The organism is Pedobacter psychrodurus, from assembly GCF_032678585.1.
In the GTDB taxonomy this organism is placed as follows: domain Bacteria; phylum Bacteroidota; class Bacteroidia; order Sphingobacteriales; family Sphingobacteriaceae; genus Pedobacter; species Pedobacter psychrodurus_A.
The window spans coordinates 88,119-109,273 of sequence record NZ_JAVTSN010000009.1 but is presented as its reverse complement, the minus strand read 5'-3'; the positions used below and the strand labels follow the sequence as shown (position 1 = coordinate 109,273).

The following is a 21,155-nucleotide window of genomic DNA, read 5'->3' as shown; positions in this document are numbered from 1 at the left end:
GGTTGAAGGTTGAAAGGTTTTGGCGTTTTAGCCTTCTACCTTAAAACCCTCGGCCTTCCCACCTTTATTCGTATTTTTAATGTTAAAAGTTGAAAGGTTAAGGTTGGAAGGTTAAGGTTGGAAGGTTTTGGGCGCTTTAGCCTTCTCACTTAAAACCCTCGGCCTTCCCACCTTTATTCGTATTTTTAATGTTAAAGGTTGAAAGGTTTTAGGCGCTTTAGCCTTCTACCTTAAAACCCTCGGCCTTCCCACCTTTATTCGTATTTTAAAGCTTCAACTGCATTTGTTTTTGCAGCATAGTAAGTTTGCCAGATGATTGTTAAAATGGAAATCAATAAAATAATTGTCGCAGTTAATGCAAACATCCATAAATTTAAAGATGTTCTTAGTTCGAAATGTTGCAACCAATTGTTCATAATATAATAAGCAACCGGAAGAGATATTACAATTGCAATCAATATTAATTTTATAAAATTTAACGACAGCAAGGCCATTAGTTCTGTAATTGAAGCACCCAATATTTTACGGATACTCACTTCTTTTATTCTTTGTGCCGTACTAAAAGAGGAAAGGCCAAATAAACCTAAACAGGATACAAAAACGGCTAGACAGCCAAACAGATTGGCTAAAGTGCCTAAAATTCTTTCATTTTTTAATTTAATTTCATTTAAGCCATCAATAAATTTTATATCGACGGGGAAATTCGGGTTTATTTCTTTTACGAGTTTATCAATTACATCAATACTTTCGCTCAAACTTTTAGCAGGATTTAAGCGCATGGTAATGATATCGCTAATATCGGCATAGGCAATTACCATAGGTGCGGCAAGTTTGCTTGGATCACCCCAAACTATATTGTCGAAAACACCGACAACATTTCGTTTGACCCCCTGATATAAAATGTTAGCACCAATTGGATTTTTTAAATGCATCACTTCAACTGCTTTTTTACTCAATAGCAACGCGGCTGTATCTGAAGCAAATTTTTGATTAAAATCTCTCCCGGCCAACAATTTAACATTTGTGGTTTTAATAAAATCGTAAGTAGTATAGATTTGATCGAAATCTATCATTTTATCGCTTTCCGCCATTCCATCCCATCCCAGATCTCTAATGCTACTATTTTTATTTGAAATACTACCAGATGATTGTGTTACGCCAACTACCGCACCGCTAGACAATAACCTTGTTTTTAACAGATTGAATTTTTCATACAATAAGCCTTCATGAGGTATTTCTATCAATCCGGTTGATTTATAACCTAAAGGTGTATTTTTTATAAACTGAATCTGTTTGTAGATGGTTATCGTTGCTGCAATTAATACGATCGAAAAGCTAAATTGAACAACTACCAAAACCTGCCGGAAGGTTAACCCATAGCCTTTCTTAAAATTTAAAGTTTTTTTAAGTGATTGTATGACGTTAAACCCTGAAAGATAAAATGAAGGATAACTTCCGGAAATAAAACCTGTGATGATCAAAACGCTAAAAATCAACATCCAATTGACCGGGTTTAGATAATCAAAAATGATTTCAATACCCAATAAGCGGTTAAACATGGGCAGGCTAAATTCGAGGATAATAATGCTAAAAAGGATACTGATTAAGGTCAAAATGAAAGACTCGATCATAAACTGAAAAATCAGATCTGCCCTTGATGCACCCATCGTTTTTTTAACGCCAATTTCTTTTGCCCTACCTTGCGTACTGGCTGTTGCTAAATTCATAAAATTAATACACGCAATGAGCAGGATACCAATAGCCAGACCAACAAACAGTTGCACCTGAGTAATATTGCCACCAATACCTTTACCATTTAAGAAAGTTCCGTACAGATGCAATTTTGTTAAGGGATAAAGAAATACGTCCTCCTTAGCTTTCGAAAAGTGGCGACCAACAAAACCTTTTAATTTTGCATTAAAAGCAGTTATATTGGTATGTTCATTTAATTTTAATAAAGTATAATAATCGTGGCTTCCCCAATTTGGTTTCTTTGGCCATTGATTCAGGCTTTCGTATAGCGACCATGTGGTTAACGATTCAAAGCCATAAGTAACATTGGTTGGCAGATCTTTTATCACTGCTGTTACTTTTAAATCCACCTGATTTTCGAAACGTACCTTTTGATTCAGCACATCAGTTTTACCAAAGATCCGTTTTGCTGCTGTTTCTGTCAGTACAATTGAATTTGGATCGTTTAGTGCTTTGTTTGGGTTTCCACTGATAAAATCATAATTAAATAAACGTAAAAAATCAGCATCCACATACCTGCTATCCAGCTTTAAACTTTCTTCACCGTTAGCCACCAACCGCTGATAAAGATTTGTAACCCTGGCACCGTACACTACATCAGGAAACTCTTCTTTAAGTGAAGCCAACATCACATTCTGCGACTGATCAATTGTTCTGATCACCCCACCTTTCTGATCATTTAAATTAATCATGGCCTGATAAATGTGCGGTGAGTTTTTAAATTGTTTGTCGTAACCCCACTCATAAGTAGCGTATAACATCAGCAACAAACATGAAGTTAAACCAATGGCCAAACCACTGATATTAATAGCGGCATAGGTTTTGTTTTTCCAGAGGTTTCGCCACGCGATTTTTAAATTCAGTTTAAACATCGTTTTTAGGTTTAGCGCAAAGCGTTTAGAGCATGGCGTCGATTTACTGCCAAGCACCAAACGCTATCCGCAGGTCTTACTCGTATTTAAGCGCATCAATGGTATTGGCAACCGCAGCTTTGTAAGAGCGGATGCTTACCGTTATTAATGTAATCACCATAGAAATGATCATGGCAAATACAAATGGCCAGATATTCAAATCAACACGATAGGTAAATGTAGCCAACCATTTTGCAACGAATAAATAGGCTAGCGGCCAGGCCACTAAATTCGCAATAAAAACCATCAACAGAAATGAACCATTTAACATTTTAACCAATTCTATTGTAGAGGCGCCCAAAACCTTTCTGATGGCTACCTCGCGGGTTCTTTGTGTAGCCACAAAAGAGATTAATCCAAATAGTCCGATAAAAGAAATAAAGATAATCACCCCGGCAAACACTTTAAACAGGGCACCCATTATTTTTTCAGTCTGGTAATACTCACTGATTTTATCATCCATAAAAGTAGAGCCGTATACATACTCTGGCAGCACGTTATTCCATGTACTTTCTATGGCCTGCATTGCGGGTAAAATAAGTTTGCTATCAAGCTTAACTGCAATGGTGGTATATGATTCTTTATCACTGCTAATTACAATAGGCGAAATCGGCTCATGCAGGCTCCTGTTGTTAAAATCTTTAACTACCCCGATAATGTTTCCTATTTTACCATGAATCCTGATGGGTTTGCCAAGTGCATCGTTATAGTTTATTATGTTGAGTTTTTTTAATATGGTTTCATTGACCACAAACTCTTTGAGTGTATCACTTCTCGATAAACCTTTACCCGCAATAATCTCTAAGCCAAATGTTTTAAAATAATTTTCGTCTCCTGTTTTGGTATTGGCCTGAAAAGTAGATTGTATTGTTCCATTGTACCTGAAATTACTTTCGTTGTTAAAATCGGAAGATGGAGCTGCACCACAATAACTGGTTGATATTACCCCTGGAATTTTACTGATCCGATCTTGCAAAGTATGGTAGCGGGTAATTGCCATGCTATCAGAAGGAACATCAATCAAGGCTATGGCTGTAGGGATAAAGCCAAGGGGTTTCTCCCGCATATAACTCATCTGCCTCAGCACAACCAAAGTGCCTATAATCAGTATAATGGTAATGGCAAACTGCACCACGACAAGGATTTTCCGTAAACTTAAACCCGCAGCATTTGCGGTGATTTTATTTTTAATTGCTAATGCCGGACTATAACCCGACATCACCATTGCCGGATAAAAACCGGCCAAAAAGCTGACCAGTAACACCAAAAGCACCATAAATACAAATATGATCGGGTGTTCGATAATGCTAAATGAAATATGATCCTTAAAAAGGCTTTGCATCCCCGGCAGGGCAACCTCTGTTAACACGCATCCTACCAGCAATGATAAGACGGTTATGGTTAGGGTTTCAGTTAAAAACTGTACAATTAATTGCCTGCGCAAACTGCCCATCACTTTACGTACACCAACTTCTTTTCCCCTGCTTACAGCCTGTGCTGTAGCAAGATTGATAAAATTGATACAGGCGGTCAACAATAAAAAAGCACCGATGATGGCCAATCCATAAAGCTCTTTTTTGGGCATCACTTTATTTGCAAAGTTGCCGAGATCTGCATTATAATGAATATCTCTTAATGGCTGAAAACGATGCCCTTCTTTAGAAACGGCATCTCTTTGATAGTATTTAGTAATAAACTGAGGGAGGTTTTTACTTGCCTCATCGATAGAAGCACCTTCTTTTAACAACACATAACATTCGGAAGTAGATGAAACCGTACCCCAAGTGGCCGACTCTGGTCTGTTCTGGTTCAGATACGTTTTATAAGAGATGACCACCTTAAGCGGAAAAGAACTGTTATCAGGTGTTTTTGCTATGATACCTGTAACTTTAAGGTCTTCTTTGTTCCGGAAATTAATGCTCTGTCCTACTGCCTTGTGCCAGTCTCCAAAAAGTTTATCAGCCATTTCATCTGATAACACAACCGTATTGGGCTGACTGAGTGATTGGCGCGGATTCCCTTCGAGCCATTTAAAGCTCAAGATCTCAAAAAAATCGGGTTCGGCATAATGCACACTTTCGGAAGTTTTGATTCTTTCCTTTCCTGATGCATCTTTCACTTTAATAATGCCGCCACCAGCCTGGATGGCAGCAACTTTATCAAACTGTTGTTTAAAATCATTCCGCATGGCTGCAGGAAGAGGACGTGGCGTACCTGCAGATTCGAAATAGCTATCAGGAGTAGTCCAACCGCTAATCACCCGGTAAATACGGCTTTCGTTTTTGAAGTTCTCATCGAAACTGAGCTGGTAGCGTATAAAAATAAAAATGAGGATACAACTCGCCATTCCGATAGAAAGGCCCAAAATATTGATAAAGGTATAACCCTTGTTTTTCCAAAGGTTTCGCCAGGCAATTTTCAGATTTAATTTAAACATGTATCAAATAATTAATAGAATGAAATCTGCAGATCCTTATGCCAATTTTATACCAAGAGCAAAATAAAACATAAACAACTCAATATCAAAAACATACAAATAATCAAAAAGAAAAAATGTCCGTTTATGAACAGTAGCTGTACGCTACCGAACGGCGAGTAGCGCGGAGCGTTTGGTGTTAAGCGTTTGGCGATAAATCCGCGCTGATCGCCAAACGACCTCCACAGACCTTACTCGTATTTAAGCGCATCTACAGGGTTTGCCCTTACCGCACTATTGGCCTGGATACTTACTGTAATAATCGTTAATAAAATGGTCAATCCGGCACTGATCAAAAACGGTAAAACTGACAGATCAATTCGGTATGCAAAGGTTTCGAGCCATTTTTTGGTTAAAACATAAGCCAATGGCCAAGAGATGAGGTTGGCGATAAGTACCATGATAAAGAATGAACTATTAATCAACTTAAAGATCTGTAGATTACTTGCACCTAAAATTTTTCTTACGGCAATCTCTTTAATCCTGCCAGTGGTGATGTATTTTGCGAAGGCAAAAAGGCCAAGGATGGCTATGAAAATAGTGAGTATAGCTGCTGCAAAAAATACAGATTGTAATTGTTCTTGTTTTTTAAACAGTCGACCATACATTTCATCTAAAAACTGGTAACGGAAATTATCTCCGTCCAACTTATTAATTTCGGGCCATTGAGACTTTAAGGTATTGAGCACTTCCGCCATCCTGCTTTCTTCTATCTTTAGCATAATTTGTGTTTTCGGATTTCCGCAAGGATCATTTATCGAATAAATGGCTGGTTCAACAGGTTTTTCAAAACCGAGTGTTTTAAAATCTTTTATCACTCCCACAATTTTATACTCTTTATTCTGGCAACCCCTTATCGTTTTACCGATTGGATTAATTAGGCCGTATTTTGTAACGGCTGCTTCATTAAGGATAGCAGAGTTTGCAGTATCCGTTTTAAATTCCCTCGAAAATACTCTTCCCTCCTTGATCTTGATATTTAGCGTTTCAAAATAATCAAAATCTACATCCGTAAAACTTAAACTTTGCTCTTTTCCATCTACAGTATATCTGTTTTTTCCGCCATCAGAACCATCGGGTATTGCATTGGCAACTGTAACCGATTTTACTCCCGGAATTTTAGCGATTTTATCCCGAATAGGATCAAATTTGTCGGGAGAGACAAAATAAGCTATATTTTTGATGTAAACTACTTGTTCGGGCTTGAAACCAATATCCTGGCTACGCATGTATTTGAGTTGGGCATTGATGACAAATAAACCTATAATAAAAATTACTGCTATACTAAACTGAAACACCAATAAGCCGTTGCGTAACCAATAACTTTGTTTGCTGGTTTGAAAGTTACCTTTTAAAACAAGGGCAGGTTTAAAACCTGACAATACCATTGCCGGATATACACCAGCAATCAGAGTAATAAAGAGGAGGATTAAAGGAAGCTGCCAGAACAAGCTGCTATTGGCTGTCCAGATGGATAAATTAACCACAAAAAGGTTATTAAATTTAGGCAGGATAATTTCAGCCATGATCAGCCCCAATATCGTGGCTACAAAACACTGGATCAGGATTTCTGTTAAAAACTGAAGGGCGAGTTGAAAACGGTAAGCACCCATTACCTTCTTAACCCCTACCTCCTTTGCCCTTTTGGCAGCCTGCGCGATACTCAGATTGGTAAAGTTTATACAGGCGATGACTAAAATCAGAATGCCTAAAACAGACAATGCCATGAGTATCTTATAATTGGCATCGCTGCCGGCCTTTGGCCTGAGGTGTTGATTTTTTAAAGGATCGAGAAATGTTTTGGTGCCCTTAAATGTTTCATTATTCGGATCTTCTCCATCTTTAAGCATTTCCCGCTTATAAAGGGCATTAATCTTGGCCTCAACGGCCTTGATATCTGTACCTGGTTTTACCTGTATATAGGTGTTATAGTTATTATACCCATAGTTTTCGCCCAAACCCATTTCCTTCATTACTGAAATGGCGTCGAAGTTAATATTTGAATGTTGATCTGCAAAAATACTTCCGCTCAGTTTGCCTGTAATACCTGAAGATTTACCACCTATTCCAATCATTTCGGGTTTGCCGCTGCTATTATGGGGAAAAAGCGTCTTATAATTTTCGTTGCTGAGGTAAAAGAGGTTTTCGCTCGTACTCTCTGGCTTAATTAAACCACCGTTGGGTTTGATGTTAAACATTTTTGCTGCATCATAATCGAGATAAAGGCATTTACTTAAAAACACAATACCATTCGTGCTGGTCACCTGAAATTCAAAATAGCTCATTTTCATGATACCAACTGATACTACTTCTGGTATTTCTGCTTTAATCATCTTACCCAATGGAGGTGGTGTATTATTCGTTTTGAAATCTGGCAACTGTCTTCCTACTACATAAATATCGTTGTAATTGGGATTTTTTTTATCGAAACCAGTTTCATAGGTAAAATACATCGTAACCAGTATAAATGCAGTTAAAGCAATAGCCAGGCCACCAACATTGATAGCGGTAATTACCTTGTTTCTCCAGAGGTTACGCAATGCGATTTTTAAATTTAATCTGAACATAGTTTTTAGGTTTAGCGTAGAGCATGCGGCGTTAGGCGTTTTAAACACTTGGCGCCAAACGCTTAACGTAGGTCTTTATTCATATTTAAGTGCATCCACAGCATTTGCTTTCGCTACTTTAAAAGTTTGCAGACTCACCGTTAAAATGGCAATCACTATTGAAGTTAAAAGCGCCAGCAAAAACGGCCATGGATTAATGCTAATCTTATAATCGTATTTCTCCAGCCATTTGGCGACCAGAATGTAAGCTACAGGAATGGCAATCACGTTGGATATGATTACCAATTTCATAAAATCTTTATTCAACAATACCAAGATATCAGAAAGATTGGCACCCAACACTTTACGGATGCTAATTTCTTTGCTGCGCTGTTCGGCGGTATATAATGCTAAACCCAATAAACCTAAGCAGGAAATGAAGATGGCAAAACCGCCAAAAATGTTCGACAGTACACTGAGCAATCTTTCGCTCCGCAATTTTTCGGCCATGCCCTGACTAACCAATTTCACTTCAACCGGATAAGCAGGATTTAAACGTTGACTTACTGATTTTATCGCTTCAATTGAATTGGAAAGCGATTGTTTCGGATTGAGCTTAAGCAGTAGTACTTTACTCGTTCTAACACTAAAATAATAAACCGTAGGCTGTATTTTTGAAGCAAGCGATTCGTTGGAATAATCTTGCACCACACCTACTACTTTAAGCGGCGGGTTATCGCCCCAATGGATAATAGTACCCACAGGATTTTTAAGTCCCATTATTTTAACAGCAGTTTGATTTAGCAATAGCGATGTGGAACTATCAGCAGAAAATTTACGATCGAAATCTCTTCCTGCAATAATCTTTACGCCGGTTGTTTTGGCAAAATCGAAACCTGTACTTCTATAATTAATGATCGAAACATCATTTTTTGGCTTTCCTGGCCATTGAATGTCGCTGGTAATTGAACCCGGATCAGTAAATGAGCCTGCATATTCTGTTGCAGCAATTGTAGCACCAGCTCTTTCTAATTCATTTTTAAAAGTTTGTAGTTTTTCCGGTTTTGTCCATTCTCCTTCCAAATCGATCTGCGCCAGTGCAGCTTGATCAAAACCCAGAGGTTTATTTTTAAGGTGTTGAATCTGGCTGTAAATTACAATTGCAGAAATGATCATACAGATAGAGAGGCTAAACTGTACCACCACCAAAGTTTTACGGATAGACAACGAGCCTGTTGAGCCTTTAAAACCTTTTAACACCTTTACCGGAATGAATGAGGAAAGATAAAATGCGGGATAACTGCCGGCAAGTAAACCGGTTATAAGTACCATAGCAAGCAATACGCTCCAAAACTGATAGGCGTTATAATCAATCTTAATTGAAATATTGAGCAGATTATTAAAATAAGGTAAAGATACTTCGAGCAATGTAAAGGCAATTAACATGGCCAAAAACGACAAAAGCAACGATTCTATCATAAACTGTCCCATTATTGTGTTTCTGGTAGAACCTAAAGCCTTTCGAACGCCTACCTCTCTCGCCCTTTTCTCCGATTTGGCGGTGGAAAGATTCATGTAGTTGATACAAGCGATAAACAGCACGCAAATGGCCAAAAATACAAACAACCTCAACTGATCGATTTTACCCCCCACAGCTTTTCCGTTATCAAAATCGTCGTAGAGGTGAAATTTGCTTAAAGGAAAAAGAAAAGGTTCGTATGTCATTTCCTTTAAATCTGGCTCTTTGTTTATGATGAAATGTTTTAATGCCGCATTCGTTGCTTCTAAAGAAACATTATCTTTAAGCTGAAATAAGGTCAAACAGGTAATTGCTCCCCATCCATTTTCTTTTTCCGAAGGATTTTCCTGTTCGAAAAAGGCCCAGGGCTGTAAAACATCATACTGCATACTTTGATTCTTAGGCAGATCTTGTATTACAGCACTCACTTTTAAAGTTACCCTGTTGTCGTATTTAATACTTTGTCCGATGGGATCTTGATCACCAAATAATTTCTTAGCCGTAGATTCGCTGATCAGTACATTATTCGGTTCGGATAAAGCTGTACTGGGATCGCCATAGATAAATTTATGATCAAGGATCTTTAAAAAATCGGGATCTACATTAAAGGCGACCAATTTAAAATGCTGTTGATTATGGCTATATAATTTCTGGCCATTGTTCATCGAGATGCGGGCCGCGCTTTTAATGCCAGGCAACTCTGAAACCCCGGCTTTGGCCAGTTTATTGGGAACGGCCATTGTAGTAGCGAGTTTACCATTAAACTTTAAATTTAATGCTGCCAGATATACTTTATCGGCATTTTTATATTGCTTATCGAAACTCCACTCGTAGTTTACATACAGCAGCAGCATTAAACAACAGGCCATGCCAATTGCAAGGCCACCAACATTAATCAATGTAAAACCTTTGTTTTTCCAAAGGTTACGCAGCGCTATTTTTAGGTTTAACCGAAACATAGGTTTGAGGTTTAGGGTATAAGCTTTAAGGTTTTGGCGTCTTAATAACGAACTCCATCTTAAAGCCACCTACCTGGTTTATATTTTATTTAGTAAATCTATAAAAGCGATTGTTTTGCTTAAGCAGTTAGCATTTAAACCTTCTGCCTTAAGCCTTCTACCTCACGCCTTACTCGTATTTAAGTGCATCAACCGGGTTAGCATGCGCCGTTTTATAGGCTTGAAAACTTACCGTAATCAAAGCCATCATCAAGGTTCCAAATCCGGCAAGTGGCATAATCCACCAAGATATTTCAGTATGGAATTCGAACTTCATCAGCCATTTATTCATCAGCAGATAACTCAAAGGAATAGCGATAACTATAGAAACCACGATCATTTTTACAAAGGAGAGCGATAATAATTGCATCAGGTTAAACAACGAGGCACCCAATACCTTGCGCACGCCAAATTCTTTTGTTCGTTGTTCTGCACTATAGGCAACCAATCCAAATAAGCCCAGACAGGAAACAAAAATGGCCAGTCCGCCAAAAAGATTTGAAAGTATACCCAAAGTTTTTTCGGCATTGTATTTTTCGGCGTACACGTTATTTAAAAAACTAATCTCAAGGGGATAAGCAGGGTTTAAAGCTTTTGTAATCCTGCTGATTGTTTCCATATTACTCTGAAGACTATTATTCTCATTTAAACGCATGGTAATATTCCCCGTTTGTCGCTTATCGAAGAATATTATCATCGGGTTATTCGATTTGTAAGGCGAATCCCAAACATAATCGTCGAAAACGCCTATGATATTAAATTTATCATCATTAATGGTAACCGTTTTTCCAACTGGGTTTTTATAACCAAAAAATTTAACAGCCGAAGCACTCGCCATCACTGCACTGGTATCTGAAGCGAAATTTTCCGAAAAATCTCTTCCACTGGTTAATTTGATGCCATTGGTTTTGATAAAATCGTGGGTGGTAATGACCTGGTTAAACAATTGATTGTTTGTAGCTTTCAACATCCCTTCCCATTCTATGCCCGAAAAATTACGGCCACGATGTGATAAACTTACTGACGACTGAAACATCGACGTAACGGCACCTGATTTTAACAACTGCGCACGCAGCAACTCATATTTCGTCTTTAATTCACCATCCTGTGGCATTTCTACCAAAGCATTCACATCAAAGCCTACAGGTCTGTTTTTAATATACTGGATCTGTTTATAGATCACCAGGGTAGATATAATCAAAATAATGGCAAAACAAAATTGCCCCACTACCAATACCTGCCTTAAACTAATTGAAAAGAAACCCTTCGACTTTATTTTTCTTTTTAAGGTTTGGATCGGATTAAAGGATGATAGGTAAAATGCAGGGTAACTGCCCGCAATCAGGCCGGTAGCGATAACAATCCCTAAAATGCCTCCCCAACTGGCACTGTTGAAGTACGAGATGTTCAACTTGATATTTAAGAGGTTATTAAAGGTTGGAAGAAATAACTCGAGGATGGCAATGGAAAAAACCACTGCAATAAACGTCAACATCATCGATTCGGTCAAAAACTGTATAATCAGCGAACTTCTGTTGGCGCCAATGGTCTTCTTTATACCCACTTCTTTTGCACGTTTTTCTGACTTGGCTGTGGCCATGTTCATAAAATTGATACAGGCGATCAAGAGGATACCGAAAGCGAGTCCAACAAAAAGATAAATCTGCTCTATGGCGCCACCAACACTTCTGCCGTCTTCAAATTTCCCGTATAAATGTAACTTGGCCAATGGGAACAATACTTCAGATTGCTGATTGTTTGTATTATTTTTTTTCTCAATCTGATTTATTTTTTGATTAACCTGGTCTAAATTTACACCGCTTTTTAACATCACCAGCGTTATAAAACTATAATTGCTCCAGTTAAGGTCTTTGGCGCTTCGGTCAATCGTTTCGTAAAAAGCCCAGGGCATTAAATAATCAAATTTGTTTGAGCTGTTGTCTGGCTGATCTTTAATTACTCCGGTAATATTCAAATCAAAACGATCTTTAAAACGAATGTTTTTATTCAATACGTCGGTAGTTCCAAAAAGTAATTTTGCAGTAGATGCCGTTAAAATAACTGAATTTGGGTTACTTAGTGCGTTATTTGCATTACCCTGAATAAATTCATAATCGAACATTTTCAGGATATCAGGTTCGGCGAATTTGGATTGACGCTTAAATGCATTTTGTCCGTTAGCAATTAAATTCTTTTCACCGTAATCCATCCTCGCGATATACTTAAGTTCCGAAAGCCCCTGCTTAATCGCCGGACCAAATGCTGTAGTAGAACCTTCAAAAGTTCCGGAAATTTTGCCATTATCGCCAGGGATATTGGTCATCGTGGTGTACACATCGGCTGAATTTTTAGCCTGTTTATCAAATTTCCATTCGTAGGTAACATACAATAGTAACGTTAAACAGGCGGCCAAACCAATAGCCAGGCCAATAACATTAATAAATGAGCTAACCTTATTCTTCCAAAGGTTACGCAGTGCTATTTTTAAATTTAATCTAAACATCTTTTTAAGGTTAAAGGTTGGAAGGTTGGAAGGTTGAGGTGTATATATCTTTAACCTCTATTACCATCTTTCTTCTAACCATTATGTCTAATTTTAATATTTTCTAAAACCTGAAAGATTGAGGGGCCAGGCTTCTAGACCTTCTACCCAATTACCCTCTAGCTTCCCACCATTACTCATACTTTAAAGCATCAACAGGATTAGCATGTGCAACTCTATACGACTGTAAACTCACAATAATAATTGTAAGAAAAAGCGTAATCAATCCTGATAAAACAAAAGGTAAAACCGGCATGGCTATTCTAAAGGCAAAACCGTTTAGCCAATCTCTTAATATTAAATAGGCAATGGGCCAGGCAATTAAGTTTGCCAGAATAATAAGTTTGGCAAATCCTTTATTTAATAGCCCAAGGATATCAAAAATTGAGGCACCAAGAACTTTTCTGATATTAATCTCTTTACTTCTGCGCTGGGTGGTAAAGGTGGCAATGGCAAAAATCCCCATTAAAGCAAGCGCAACGGTAATGATGGATAAAAACGCCACAACACTTCGGAGCTGCACCTGTTTTTGCAATAGTTTTTCGAACGATTTATCGAGCAGGCTATATTTGATCGGAAAATCAGGTTCTAGTTTTGTCCATTCTTTTTCAACCTGTGCAATAACCGCTGCCGATTTTTGCGCGGAAATATTTATTAAAACATATCGGAGTGGATTTCCTTTAATGTATTGAAAAACAATTGGCTGATAAGCTTTTTCGGGACTATAATGATTAAAATCTTTTACCAGGCCAATTACTTTTACATCCTTTTCATGGAATTTAAGCGTTTTGCCTACAGGATTTTGGAGGTTAAAAGTTTTAGCTGCAGTTTCGGTCAATATCAGTGAATTCAGCGTATCTGTTGTTATGGCGGCACTAAATGGCCTTCCGTCTACAATCTTCATCCCCATCGTATTAAAATAATCTACATCGATAGAAATAAAATTGGCACTGTAGGTTTTTCCCTGGTTGGTATAGCTATTTCCCCCCATATCCTCACCCGGAATATGATCGGCCCTGCTAATGCTGTTTACACCACTGATATTTTTCAGGGTATTTTTTACTTTCTGGTAATGTACCTCACTATCGTCTTGTAAATTAATGGCCATTACCTGTTGTGGTTTATAACCCAGATCGCGTTGCTGCATATAGTTCAACTGATTATTGATGATCCAAATGCCCGAAATAAATAAAACTGCAATGGCAAACTGAAGTACAATTAAGCCGTTTCTAATCCAATAACCATTGTTGCTATTCGCAAAATTCCCTTTTAATACTTTCGCAGGAATGATATTGCTAATCAGTAATGCCGGATAAAGTCCTACAATTAAGGTTACAGTTAATAGCAATAGTAAAACCTGACCAGCTATCTGACTGTAATCAGAAAAGTTATTGAGTTGAATAGATGAACCGATGGTATTATTGAAGCCAGGTAAAAAGAGTTCTACCTTGATAATCGCTATCACCAGACTTAATAAACACTGAAAGCCTGTTTCTAAAATAAACTGTATACCAATCTGCATTTTATGCGCACCTAAAACTTTCCTTACTCCAGTTTCTTTGGCTCTCCTAGTGGCAATAGTAATGGATAAATTGGTAAAATTGACAGCGGCAATAATCAAAACGAGCGTAGCCACAATAAACATCAGGTACATATAACGCCCCACTCCATTACCTGTAAATTCGTATTCTACACTGGCTTTGGTTAAATGTATCTCTTTTATTGGCTGCAGATAAAGTTTATTTTGGGTAATGAATTCAGAAAAGCCTTTTTTTTCTTCATTCGGTAATTTGGCCAGCTCGGCATTTAATATTTCAGTGCGGTTTTTATTCAATAAATCTGTTGTTTGCACAACATCGCTATTAGCATTTAATTTAACATAGGTGTAAAAGTTATTGCTGTAATACTCCTCATTGGCACTCTTTTTAAACCTCCGTATAAGTTTAAAATGAAAATGTGATGGAAATTTGGCTTCATCTACTACAGCTGCTACTGTACACGGCATTATTTGATCGAGTACGATGGTTTCACCAACAGGGTTTACCCCTATTCCAAAAAGCGTTTCACTCATTGTTTTACTTAAAATCAGCGTCTGTGGTTTGCTAAATGCAGTTTCCGCATTGCCATAAACCAATGGATAATTAAATACCTTTAAAAAATTGCTGTCAGCAAGTAAAACGTCGTTTACATATAAACTCTTTGTTTTTGTTTTAAGCAACAGATCTCCAAACCAGTAATCCTGTATCCGCGTTGCGGCCTCAACTGCAGGGATTTTCTCCTTACTTATTGTTGCCATATTACCAGGACTTAGCGCAACATTTTCGGTTGATGATTTATAATTTACACGATAAATATGCTCATAACCTGCGTTCCAGGAATCATATCCTTTCTCATAATTCGCATACAACATGGTTAAAATAAAGATGGTTAAGGCCACAGCCAAACCGAATATGCTGATCATTGCATAACTTTTATTCTTCCAAAGGTTACGCAGTGCTATTTTTAAGTTTAATCTGAACATCTTTTTGAGGTTAAGCGTAGAGCGTGCGGTGTTAGGCGTTAGGCGTTTCAAACGCTTAGCACCAAACGCCTTGCGCAGGTCTTATTCGTATTTAAGTGCATCAACAGGGTTTGCTTTCGCTACCTTAACCGATTGTATACTTACGGTAAGTACCGCGATAATAACCGATAAACTAATGGCGGCAATAAATGGCAACACAGAAATCGAAATGCGGTATTCGTAACCTGAAAGCCATTTGTTAATAATAATATAGGCCAGTGGAAATGCAATTACATTTGCTATTGCCACCAATTTGATAAAATCTTTATTTAATAAAGTTAGGATGTTGGCTGTAGTAGCACCCAAAACTTTGCGGATGCTGATTTCCTTTTTACGTTGCTCGGCCATAAACAAAGCCAATCCCAATAAGCCCAAACACGAAATAAAGATGGCGAAGCCACCAAACCAGTTTGATAGTGTTCCCAATAGTTTTTCGTTCTTGAATTTCAGCTCAAAATTATCATCAACAAATCTGATCGTTGCCGGATAAGCCGGATTTAATTTTTTAGCGATTTCATTGATCTGGTTAACCGAAGTAGTAATGTTATTTTTATCATTCAAACGCATGATTATTGTGGTAGCGCGACTTGGATTTTGCGCAATCAACAATGGCTTTGCTTTCTGATAAGGCGATTCCATCACGTAATCTTTTACCACTCCGATAATCCTGATCGGCTGGTCCCAACTGATCATTTTACCTACAGGATCTTTCATACCCATTACCTTTACCATCGCTTCGTTAACCAGCACATTGGCGGTATCTACAAAATCTTTCGAAAAATCGCGGCCCTTTAAAATTTCCATTCCGGTGGTTTTAGTGAGATCGAGATTGGTAAACCTAAAATTGACCAGGATTTTGTCCTGTTCATTTTTACCAGGCCAGCTGATGCCATAAGTATTGTTTCCACCACCTGTTAACGACGTGCTATACTCTGTAAAGGCCGTTATGGCGCCCGCTTTCAACAATTCGTCTTTCAGGACTGCTCTTTTTTCTGGTTTCGAAAATTCGCCTTCGGTAGAAATCTGAACCAGATTTGCCTTGTTATATCCGATCGGTTTATTTTTAATATAATTCAACTGCTGATAAATAACTGCTGTACAAACAATTAAACAGGCCGCAAAAACAAACTGAAATACAACCAAAAATTTACGGATCGATAAAGAAGATCCCCCCGAAATTTTAAATCCTTTTAAAACCTTAACCGGATCGAAGGAAGAAAGATAGAACGCTGGATAACTGCCAGCCATTAACGCTGTAAATAGGGTTAAACCTAAAAATACAGACCAGAATTTATAATCTTTATAGTCAATCCCTAATGTAATGCCCAATAGATTGTTAAAATATGGCAGGCTTACCTCAATCAAAACAAAAGCCACTAACATGCTTAGCGTCGTCAGCAGAACAGACTCGAACATAAACTGGCCTACAAGGTTATTTCTGGAAGAACCAATGGCTTTACGTACACCAACCTCACGTGCTCTCTTTTCTGACTTGGCTGTTGAAAGGTTCATAAAATTAACACACGCAATTAAAAGAATACAGAATGCAAGCAGGAAAAATATCCTCAACTGATCGATTCTTCCGCCTACATTTTTTCCATTTTCAAACCTGTCTGACAGATGCCATTTAGAAAGTGGGTGCATAAAAGGTTCTCCGTTTACCTCTTTATCATGCGCCTTGATCATTCCTTTTAACTGATGATTCGCCTGGTCAAAAAATAAATTGTTCTGAAGTTGCATAAACATCATACAATAATTATTGCCCCAGCCGCTGGTTTTGGTCCAGGAGTTTAATTTCTCATATAGCTTCCACGATAGGATATAATCCAGTTCTAAAGTCGAATTTTTAGGACGGTCTGCAATCACCCCTTCTACCTTTAAATTTTCATTATTATCCAGCTTAACTACTTTATTAATTGGATCTTCATTCCCAAAAAGATTCTTAGCCAGTGTTTCTGTTAAAATCACACCATCAACACTGTTCAGAAATGTATTTGAATTCCCCTTTAAAACTTTATAATCGAACATTTTAAGAAAGTCCGGATCACCAAAAACGGCATTCATTTTAAAATTATTCTGATGATAAGAGATTAGTGTTGGTTCCGGGTAAGATAACCGGCTCACTCTTGCTACGCCTGGAACTTTTTCTTTAATTTCGTCTTTCAACTGACCAGGAAAAGCCATAAAACTAAACGTCTCAGAGGCTGTTTTCTGATTATTGTAAAGCACATACGTTTTATCATAATCAGTAAATTGTTTATCGTAACCGTACTCATAAGCAACATACAGCAATAAAATCATACAACTCGCCAAACCAATGGCCAATCCACCCAAATTAATCAGGGTAAAACCTTTGTTTCTCCACAGGTTGCGTAATGCTATTTTTAAGTTAAGTTTAAACATGTTCGTGAGGTTTAGGGTGAAGCGTTTGGCGGTTAGCGATAAATACACGCCGATCTCCAAACGCTTAGCGCAGTTCTTACTCGTATTTTAAAGCATCAATAGGATTTGCCTTTGCTACTTTAACGGATTGGGCACTAACTGTAAGTATGGCAATAAGTACCGATAAAACAATGGCTACAATAAACGGTAGTGCAGATATAGATATGCGATACTCGAAAGCTGAAAGCCATTTATTGATTATAATATATGCCAATGGGAACGCTATGAGATTGGCAATGGCCACCAATTTTATAAAATCTTTATTTAGCAATACAAGGATATTGCCAGTACTGGCGCCTAAAACCTTGCGGATACTGATTTCCTTTTTGCGCTGCTCGGCCATAAAGAGCGCTAAACCAAGTAATCCTAAGCAAGAAATAAAAATGGCGAAACCACCAAACCAGTTTGAAAGTGAACCAAGAATTTTTTCATTTTTAAATTTTACTTCAAAAGATTCGTTCACAAATTTGCGGTTAACAGGATAATTAGGTTCCATTTGCTTTACTAAATCGTCAATTTTAGCAAGTGATGAACTGATGTTTTGATTAGGATTTAAACGCACAATAAGAACCCTCGCATCGTACTTTCCATTAGCCCTAAAAATCATTGGAGCCACTCTTTGGTAAACACTTTCTACCACGAAATCTTTTACAATACCAACTATAGTTAGTTTTTTATCTCCCCAGAAGGTAATTACTTTGCCAATTGGATTTTTTAATTGCATCATTCTCACAGCCGACTCATTTAACAATACGCTAGCTGTATCATTAGGAAATTTCGCAGAAAACTCCCTGCCACTAATTATTTTAGTGCCAATAGTTTCAACAAAATCATATCCAATTGTTCTATGGTTAAAAGAAATTTTCTCATTCGGATTTTTACCTTCCCATTCTATACCCGTTGTATTATCTCCTCCTTCAGTAAAATCAGTACTAAAAGAAGTAACATTAGTTGTTGCACCAGCTGCTATTAGTTGCGTTTTAAGCAATTCTAGCTTAGTAGCATCATTCATTTTGCCAACTACTGCGATTTGGATTAAATTGGATTGATCATAACCAATAGGCTTGTTTTTCACATAATTAAGTTGTTGATAAATTACTGCGGTACAAATAATCAAACCAGCGGCAAAAACAAATTGCCCCACTACCAATACTTTCCTTACCAAAGCTGATGAATCTGTTTTAAGGGTGAAACCTTTTAACACTTTAATCGGCTCGAAAGAGGATAAATAAAGTGCAGGATAACTACCTGCTACAAATCCGGTTAAAACCATTAAGCCCACAAGTGTTAACCAAAATGGGCCATTATGATAATCGATTGTTAAATTAATATCTAACAAACTGTTAAAATATGGCAAACTAACTTCAATTAAGATAAAAGCTAAAACTGTGGCAATAAATGTGATGAGCAGGGATTCTAAAAAAAACTGACTAATTAACGATTTACGTGTTGATCCAATTGCCTTACGAACGCCAACTTCTTTCGCCCTTCGCTCTGACCGTGCTGTAGATAAATTCATAAAATTTACACAGGCAATTAATAAGATGCAAAAGGCCAGCAATAAAAATATTTTAAGCTGATCTATTTTTCCACCTACCGATTTACCGTTTTGAAAATCATCGTATAAGTGCCATTTTGTTAAAGGATGCAATAAAGCTACTGCTGTATTATCTTTCTGATTACGTTTGTAGATACCATACATCAAATCATTTGCATTAGTAAAAAAGTTATTATCCTTTAACTGAACAAGTGTTAAACACATGTTATTCCCCCAATTACCATCCTTTACCCAGGTTTCTCGTTTTTCGAACAATGCCCAGGGCATAATACATTCAAAAATTAAGCTGCTATTTGCAGGAGCATCTTCTATTACAGCTTCTACTTTTAATACTTCCTCGTTTTCGAGCTTTACTGTCTTATTAATAGGATCTTCATTTCCAAATAATTTTGTTGCAAAAGACCTGGTAAGAATAATGGTATTTACATCTTTTAAAACTGTGGCCGAATTACCTTCAAGAAATTTATAATCCAATATTTTAATAAAGTTCTGATCGGCAAATACGGCATTGCTATTTATCTTATTGTCGCCAACGGTAATGAGTTGTTTCCTCGGATAAGTTGTGTGAGAGGCATATTTAACGCCAGGTATTTTTTCTTGCACTTCTTTAGCCATAACATTTGGTGTCCACGCCCAGCTGAAAGTTTTACCACTTGCCTCCATGTTTTGATAAACCACATATGTTTTTTCATGATTAGAAAACTGTTTATCGTAGCTCCATTCATAAGCAACATAAAGCAACAAAACCATACAACTGGCCAAACCAATGGCTAATCCCCCAATGTTAATTAAGGAGAAGCCCTTGTTTTTCCAAAGGTTACGTAAGGCTATTTTTAGGTTTAATTTGAACATATTTTTGAGGTTGAGGGTTGGAAAGTTAAAAGGTTGAAGGCTTTAGTGCATTAATTCTATCGCCTAAAATTTTCACCTTTTCTTTGCGCCAATCCCTAATCTCCCATCCGGGAAGATTATTGGGTGGCTATCATTAACTAAACTAAAATTTCATTAGTGGTTGCAGGCGGGAAGGTGGAGGGTAAAAGGTTGGTATCACTCAGCCTTCTGTTTTAAAACCTTCAGCTTTTTCCTATATCAGTTCTTCATTTCTGCTCTTGTTTATCTTTTCAGAAATCACATGTCCATCTTTCAGGTTGATGATCCTGTTCGAAAAACTGGCGTCGTGGCTGGAGTGGGTAACCATTACAATGGTTGTTCCGGTTTCATTCAGTTCGCAAAGCAGTTCCATTACTTCGTTACCATGTGAGCTATCTAAGTTTCCTGTTGGCTCATCGGCTAAAACCAGTTTGGGTTTCGTAACCAATGCCCTTGCTACCGCCACACGCTGTTGTTGTCCACCTGATAATTGCTGTGGGAAGTGTCCGCTACGGTTTACGATATTCATTCTCTCAATAATTTCGTTTACCAGCTTTTTACGTTCGCCAGCAGGAATTTTATTGTAGATTAACGGCAGTTCGATGTTTTCGAAAACGGTTAATTCATCAATTAAATTGAAATTCTGGAAAACAAACCCCATGTTCCGCTTACGGAAATTTGAGCGTTCTCTATCATTTAGCGTTAAAAGCTCGGTATCGATAAACTTATAACTTCCACTTTCGGGCTTATCCAATAAACCCATTACATTTAGTAAGGTAGATTTTCCACAGCCAGAAGGCCCCATAATGGAAACAAACTCTCCCGCAGCAACATGAAGGTTAATTCCGTTGAGTGCAGTGGTTTCTACTTCTTCAGTTTTGTAAACTTTTTCCAGATTTTCTATTTTAATCATAATTCTAGTATCAAGTATTTTAGTATCAAGTGCTTTTAACCAAGTATTTAGTATCAAGACGTGATTAT

9 protein-coding genes are annotated in these 21,155 nt (G+C 37.5%); all 9 read right to left on the bottom strand.

Annotation, left to right across the window (positions count from 1 at the left end; genetic code table 11):
• Positions 1–254: 254 nt before the first annotated feature.
• Entirely contained in the window at positions 255–2,624 is a 2,370-nt protein-coding gene (locus R2S57_RS08145; RefSeq protein ID WP_316844550.1) for an ABC transporter permease, read from the bottom strand.
• Positions 2,625–2,700: 76 nt separating this feature from the next.
• A complete protein-coding gene (locus R2S57_RS08140) occupies positions 2,701–5,100 on the bottom strand; it encodes an ABC transporter permease (protein WP_316844549.1) in 2,400 nt (799 codons plus the stop codon).
• A gap of 230 nt (positions 5,101–5,330) precedes the next feature.
• Entirely contained in the window at positions 5,331–7,706 is a 2,376-nt protein-coding gene (locus R2S57_RS08135) for an ABC transporter permease (protein ID WP_316844548.1), read from the bottom strand.
• Positions 7,707–7,781: 75 nt separating this feature from the next.
• Positions 7,782–10,163, bottom strand: a complete 2,382-nt coding sequence (locus R2S57_RS08130; RefSeq protein ID WP_316844547.1) for an ABC transporter permease — start codon at positions 10,161–10,163, stop codon at positions 7,782–7,784.
• Positions 10,164–10,332: 169 nt separating this feature from the next.
• Positions 10,333–12,705, bottom strand: coding sequence for an ABC transporter permease (locus R2S57_RS08125; RefSeq protein WP_316844546.1), 2,373 nt, complete (start codon positions 12,703–12,705; stop codon positions 10,333–10,335).
• A 172-nt stretch (positions 12,706–12,877) separates the two neighbouring features.
• The gene (locus tag R2S57_RS08120) at positions 12,878–15,265 is read right to left on the bottom strand and encodes an ABC transporter permease (RefSeq protein ID WP_316844545.1); all 2,388 of its coding nucleotides are present in this window, start codon (positions 15,263–15,265) and stop codon (positions 12,878–12,880) included.
• Positions 15,266–15,346: 81 nt separating this feature from the next.
• Positions 15,347–17,707, bottom strand: a complete 2,361-nt coding sequence (locus tag R2S57_RS08115; protein WP_316844544.1) for an ABC transporter permease — start codon at positions 17,705–17,707, stop codon at positions 15,347–15,349.
• Between the two features lie 76 nt (positions 17,708–17,783).
• A complete protein-coding gene (locus R2S57_RS08110) occupies positions 17,784–20,156 on the bottom strand; it encodes an ABC transporter permease (protein WP_316844543.1) in 2,373 nt (790 codons plus the stop codon).
• Positions 20,157–20,388: 232 nt separating this feature from the next.
• Entirely contained in the window at positions 20,389–21,087 is a 699-nt protein-coding gene (locus R2S57_RS08105) for an ABC transporter ATP-binding protein (protein WP_055903687.1), read from the bottom strand.
• Positions 21,088–21,155 lie beyond the last annotated feature (68 nt).

Bases quoted from the DNA above. Each gene is read 5' to 3' on its own strand.
- R2S57_RS08145 (WP_316844550.1), bottom strand. From the start codon at position 2,624: ATGTTTAAACTGAATTTAAAAATCGCGTGGCGAAACCTCTGGAAAAAC.
- R2S57_RS08140 (WP_316844549.1), bottom strand. From the start codon at position 5,100: ATGTTTAAATTAAATCTGAAAATTGCCTGGCGAAACCTTTGGAAAAAC.
- R2S57_RS08135 (WP_316844548.1), bottom strand. From the start codon at position 7,706: ATGTTCAGATTAAATTTAAAAATCGCATTGCGTAACCTCTGGAGAAAC.
- R2S57_RS08130 (WP_316844547.1), bottom strand. From the start codon at position 10,163: ATGTTTCGGTTAAACCTAAAAATAGCGCTGCGTAACCTTTGGAAAAAC.
- R2S57_RS08125 (WP_316844546.1), bottom strand. From the start codon at position 12,705: ATGTTTAGATTAAATTTAAAAATAGCACTGCGTAACCTTTGGAAGAAT.
- R2S57_RS08120 (WP_316844545.1), bottom strand. From the start codon at position 15,265: ATGTTCAGATTAAACTTAAAAATAGCACTGCGTAACCTTTGGAAGAAT.
- R2S57_RS08115 (WP_316844544.1), bottom strand. From the start codon at position 17,707: ATGTTTAAACTTAACTTAAAAATAGCATTACGCAACCTGTGGAGAAAC.
- R2S57_RS08110 (WP_316844543.1), bottom strand. From the start codon at position 20,156: ATGTTCAAATTAAACCTAAAAATAGCCTTACGTAACCTTTGGAAAAAC.
- R2S57_RS08105 (WP_055903687.1), bottom strand. From the start codon at position 21,087: ATGATTAAAATAGAAAATCTGGAAAAAGTTTACAAAACTGAAGAAGTA.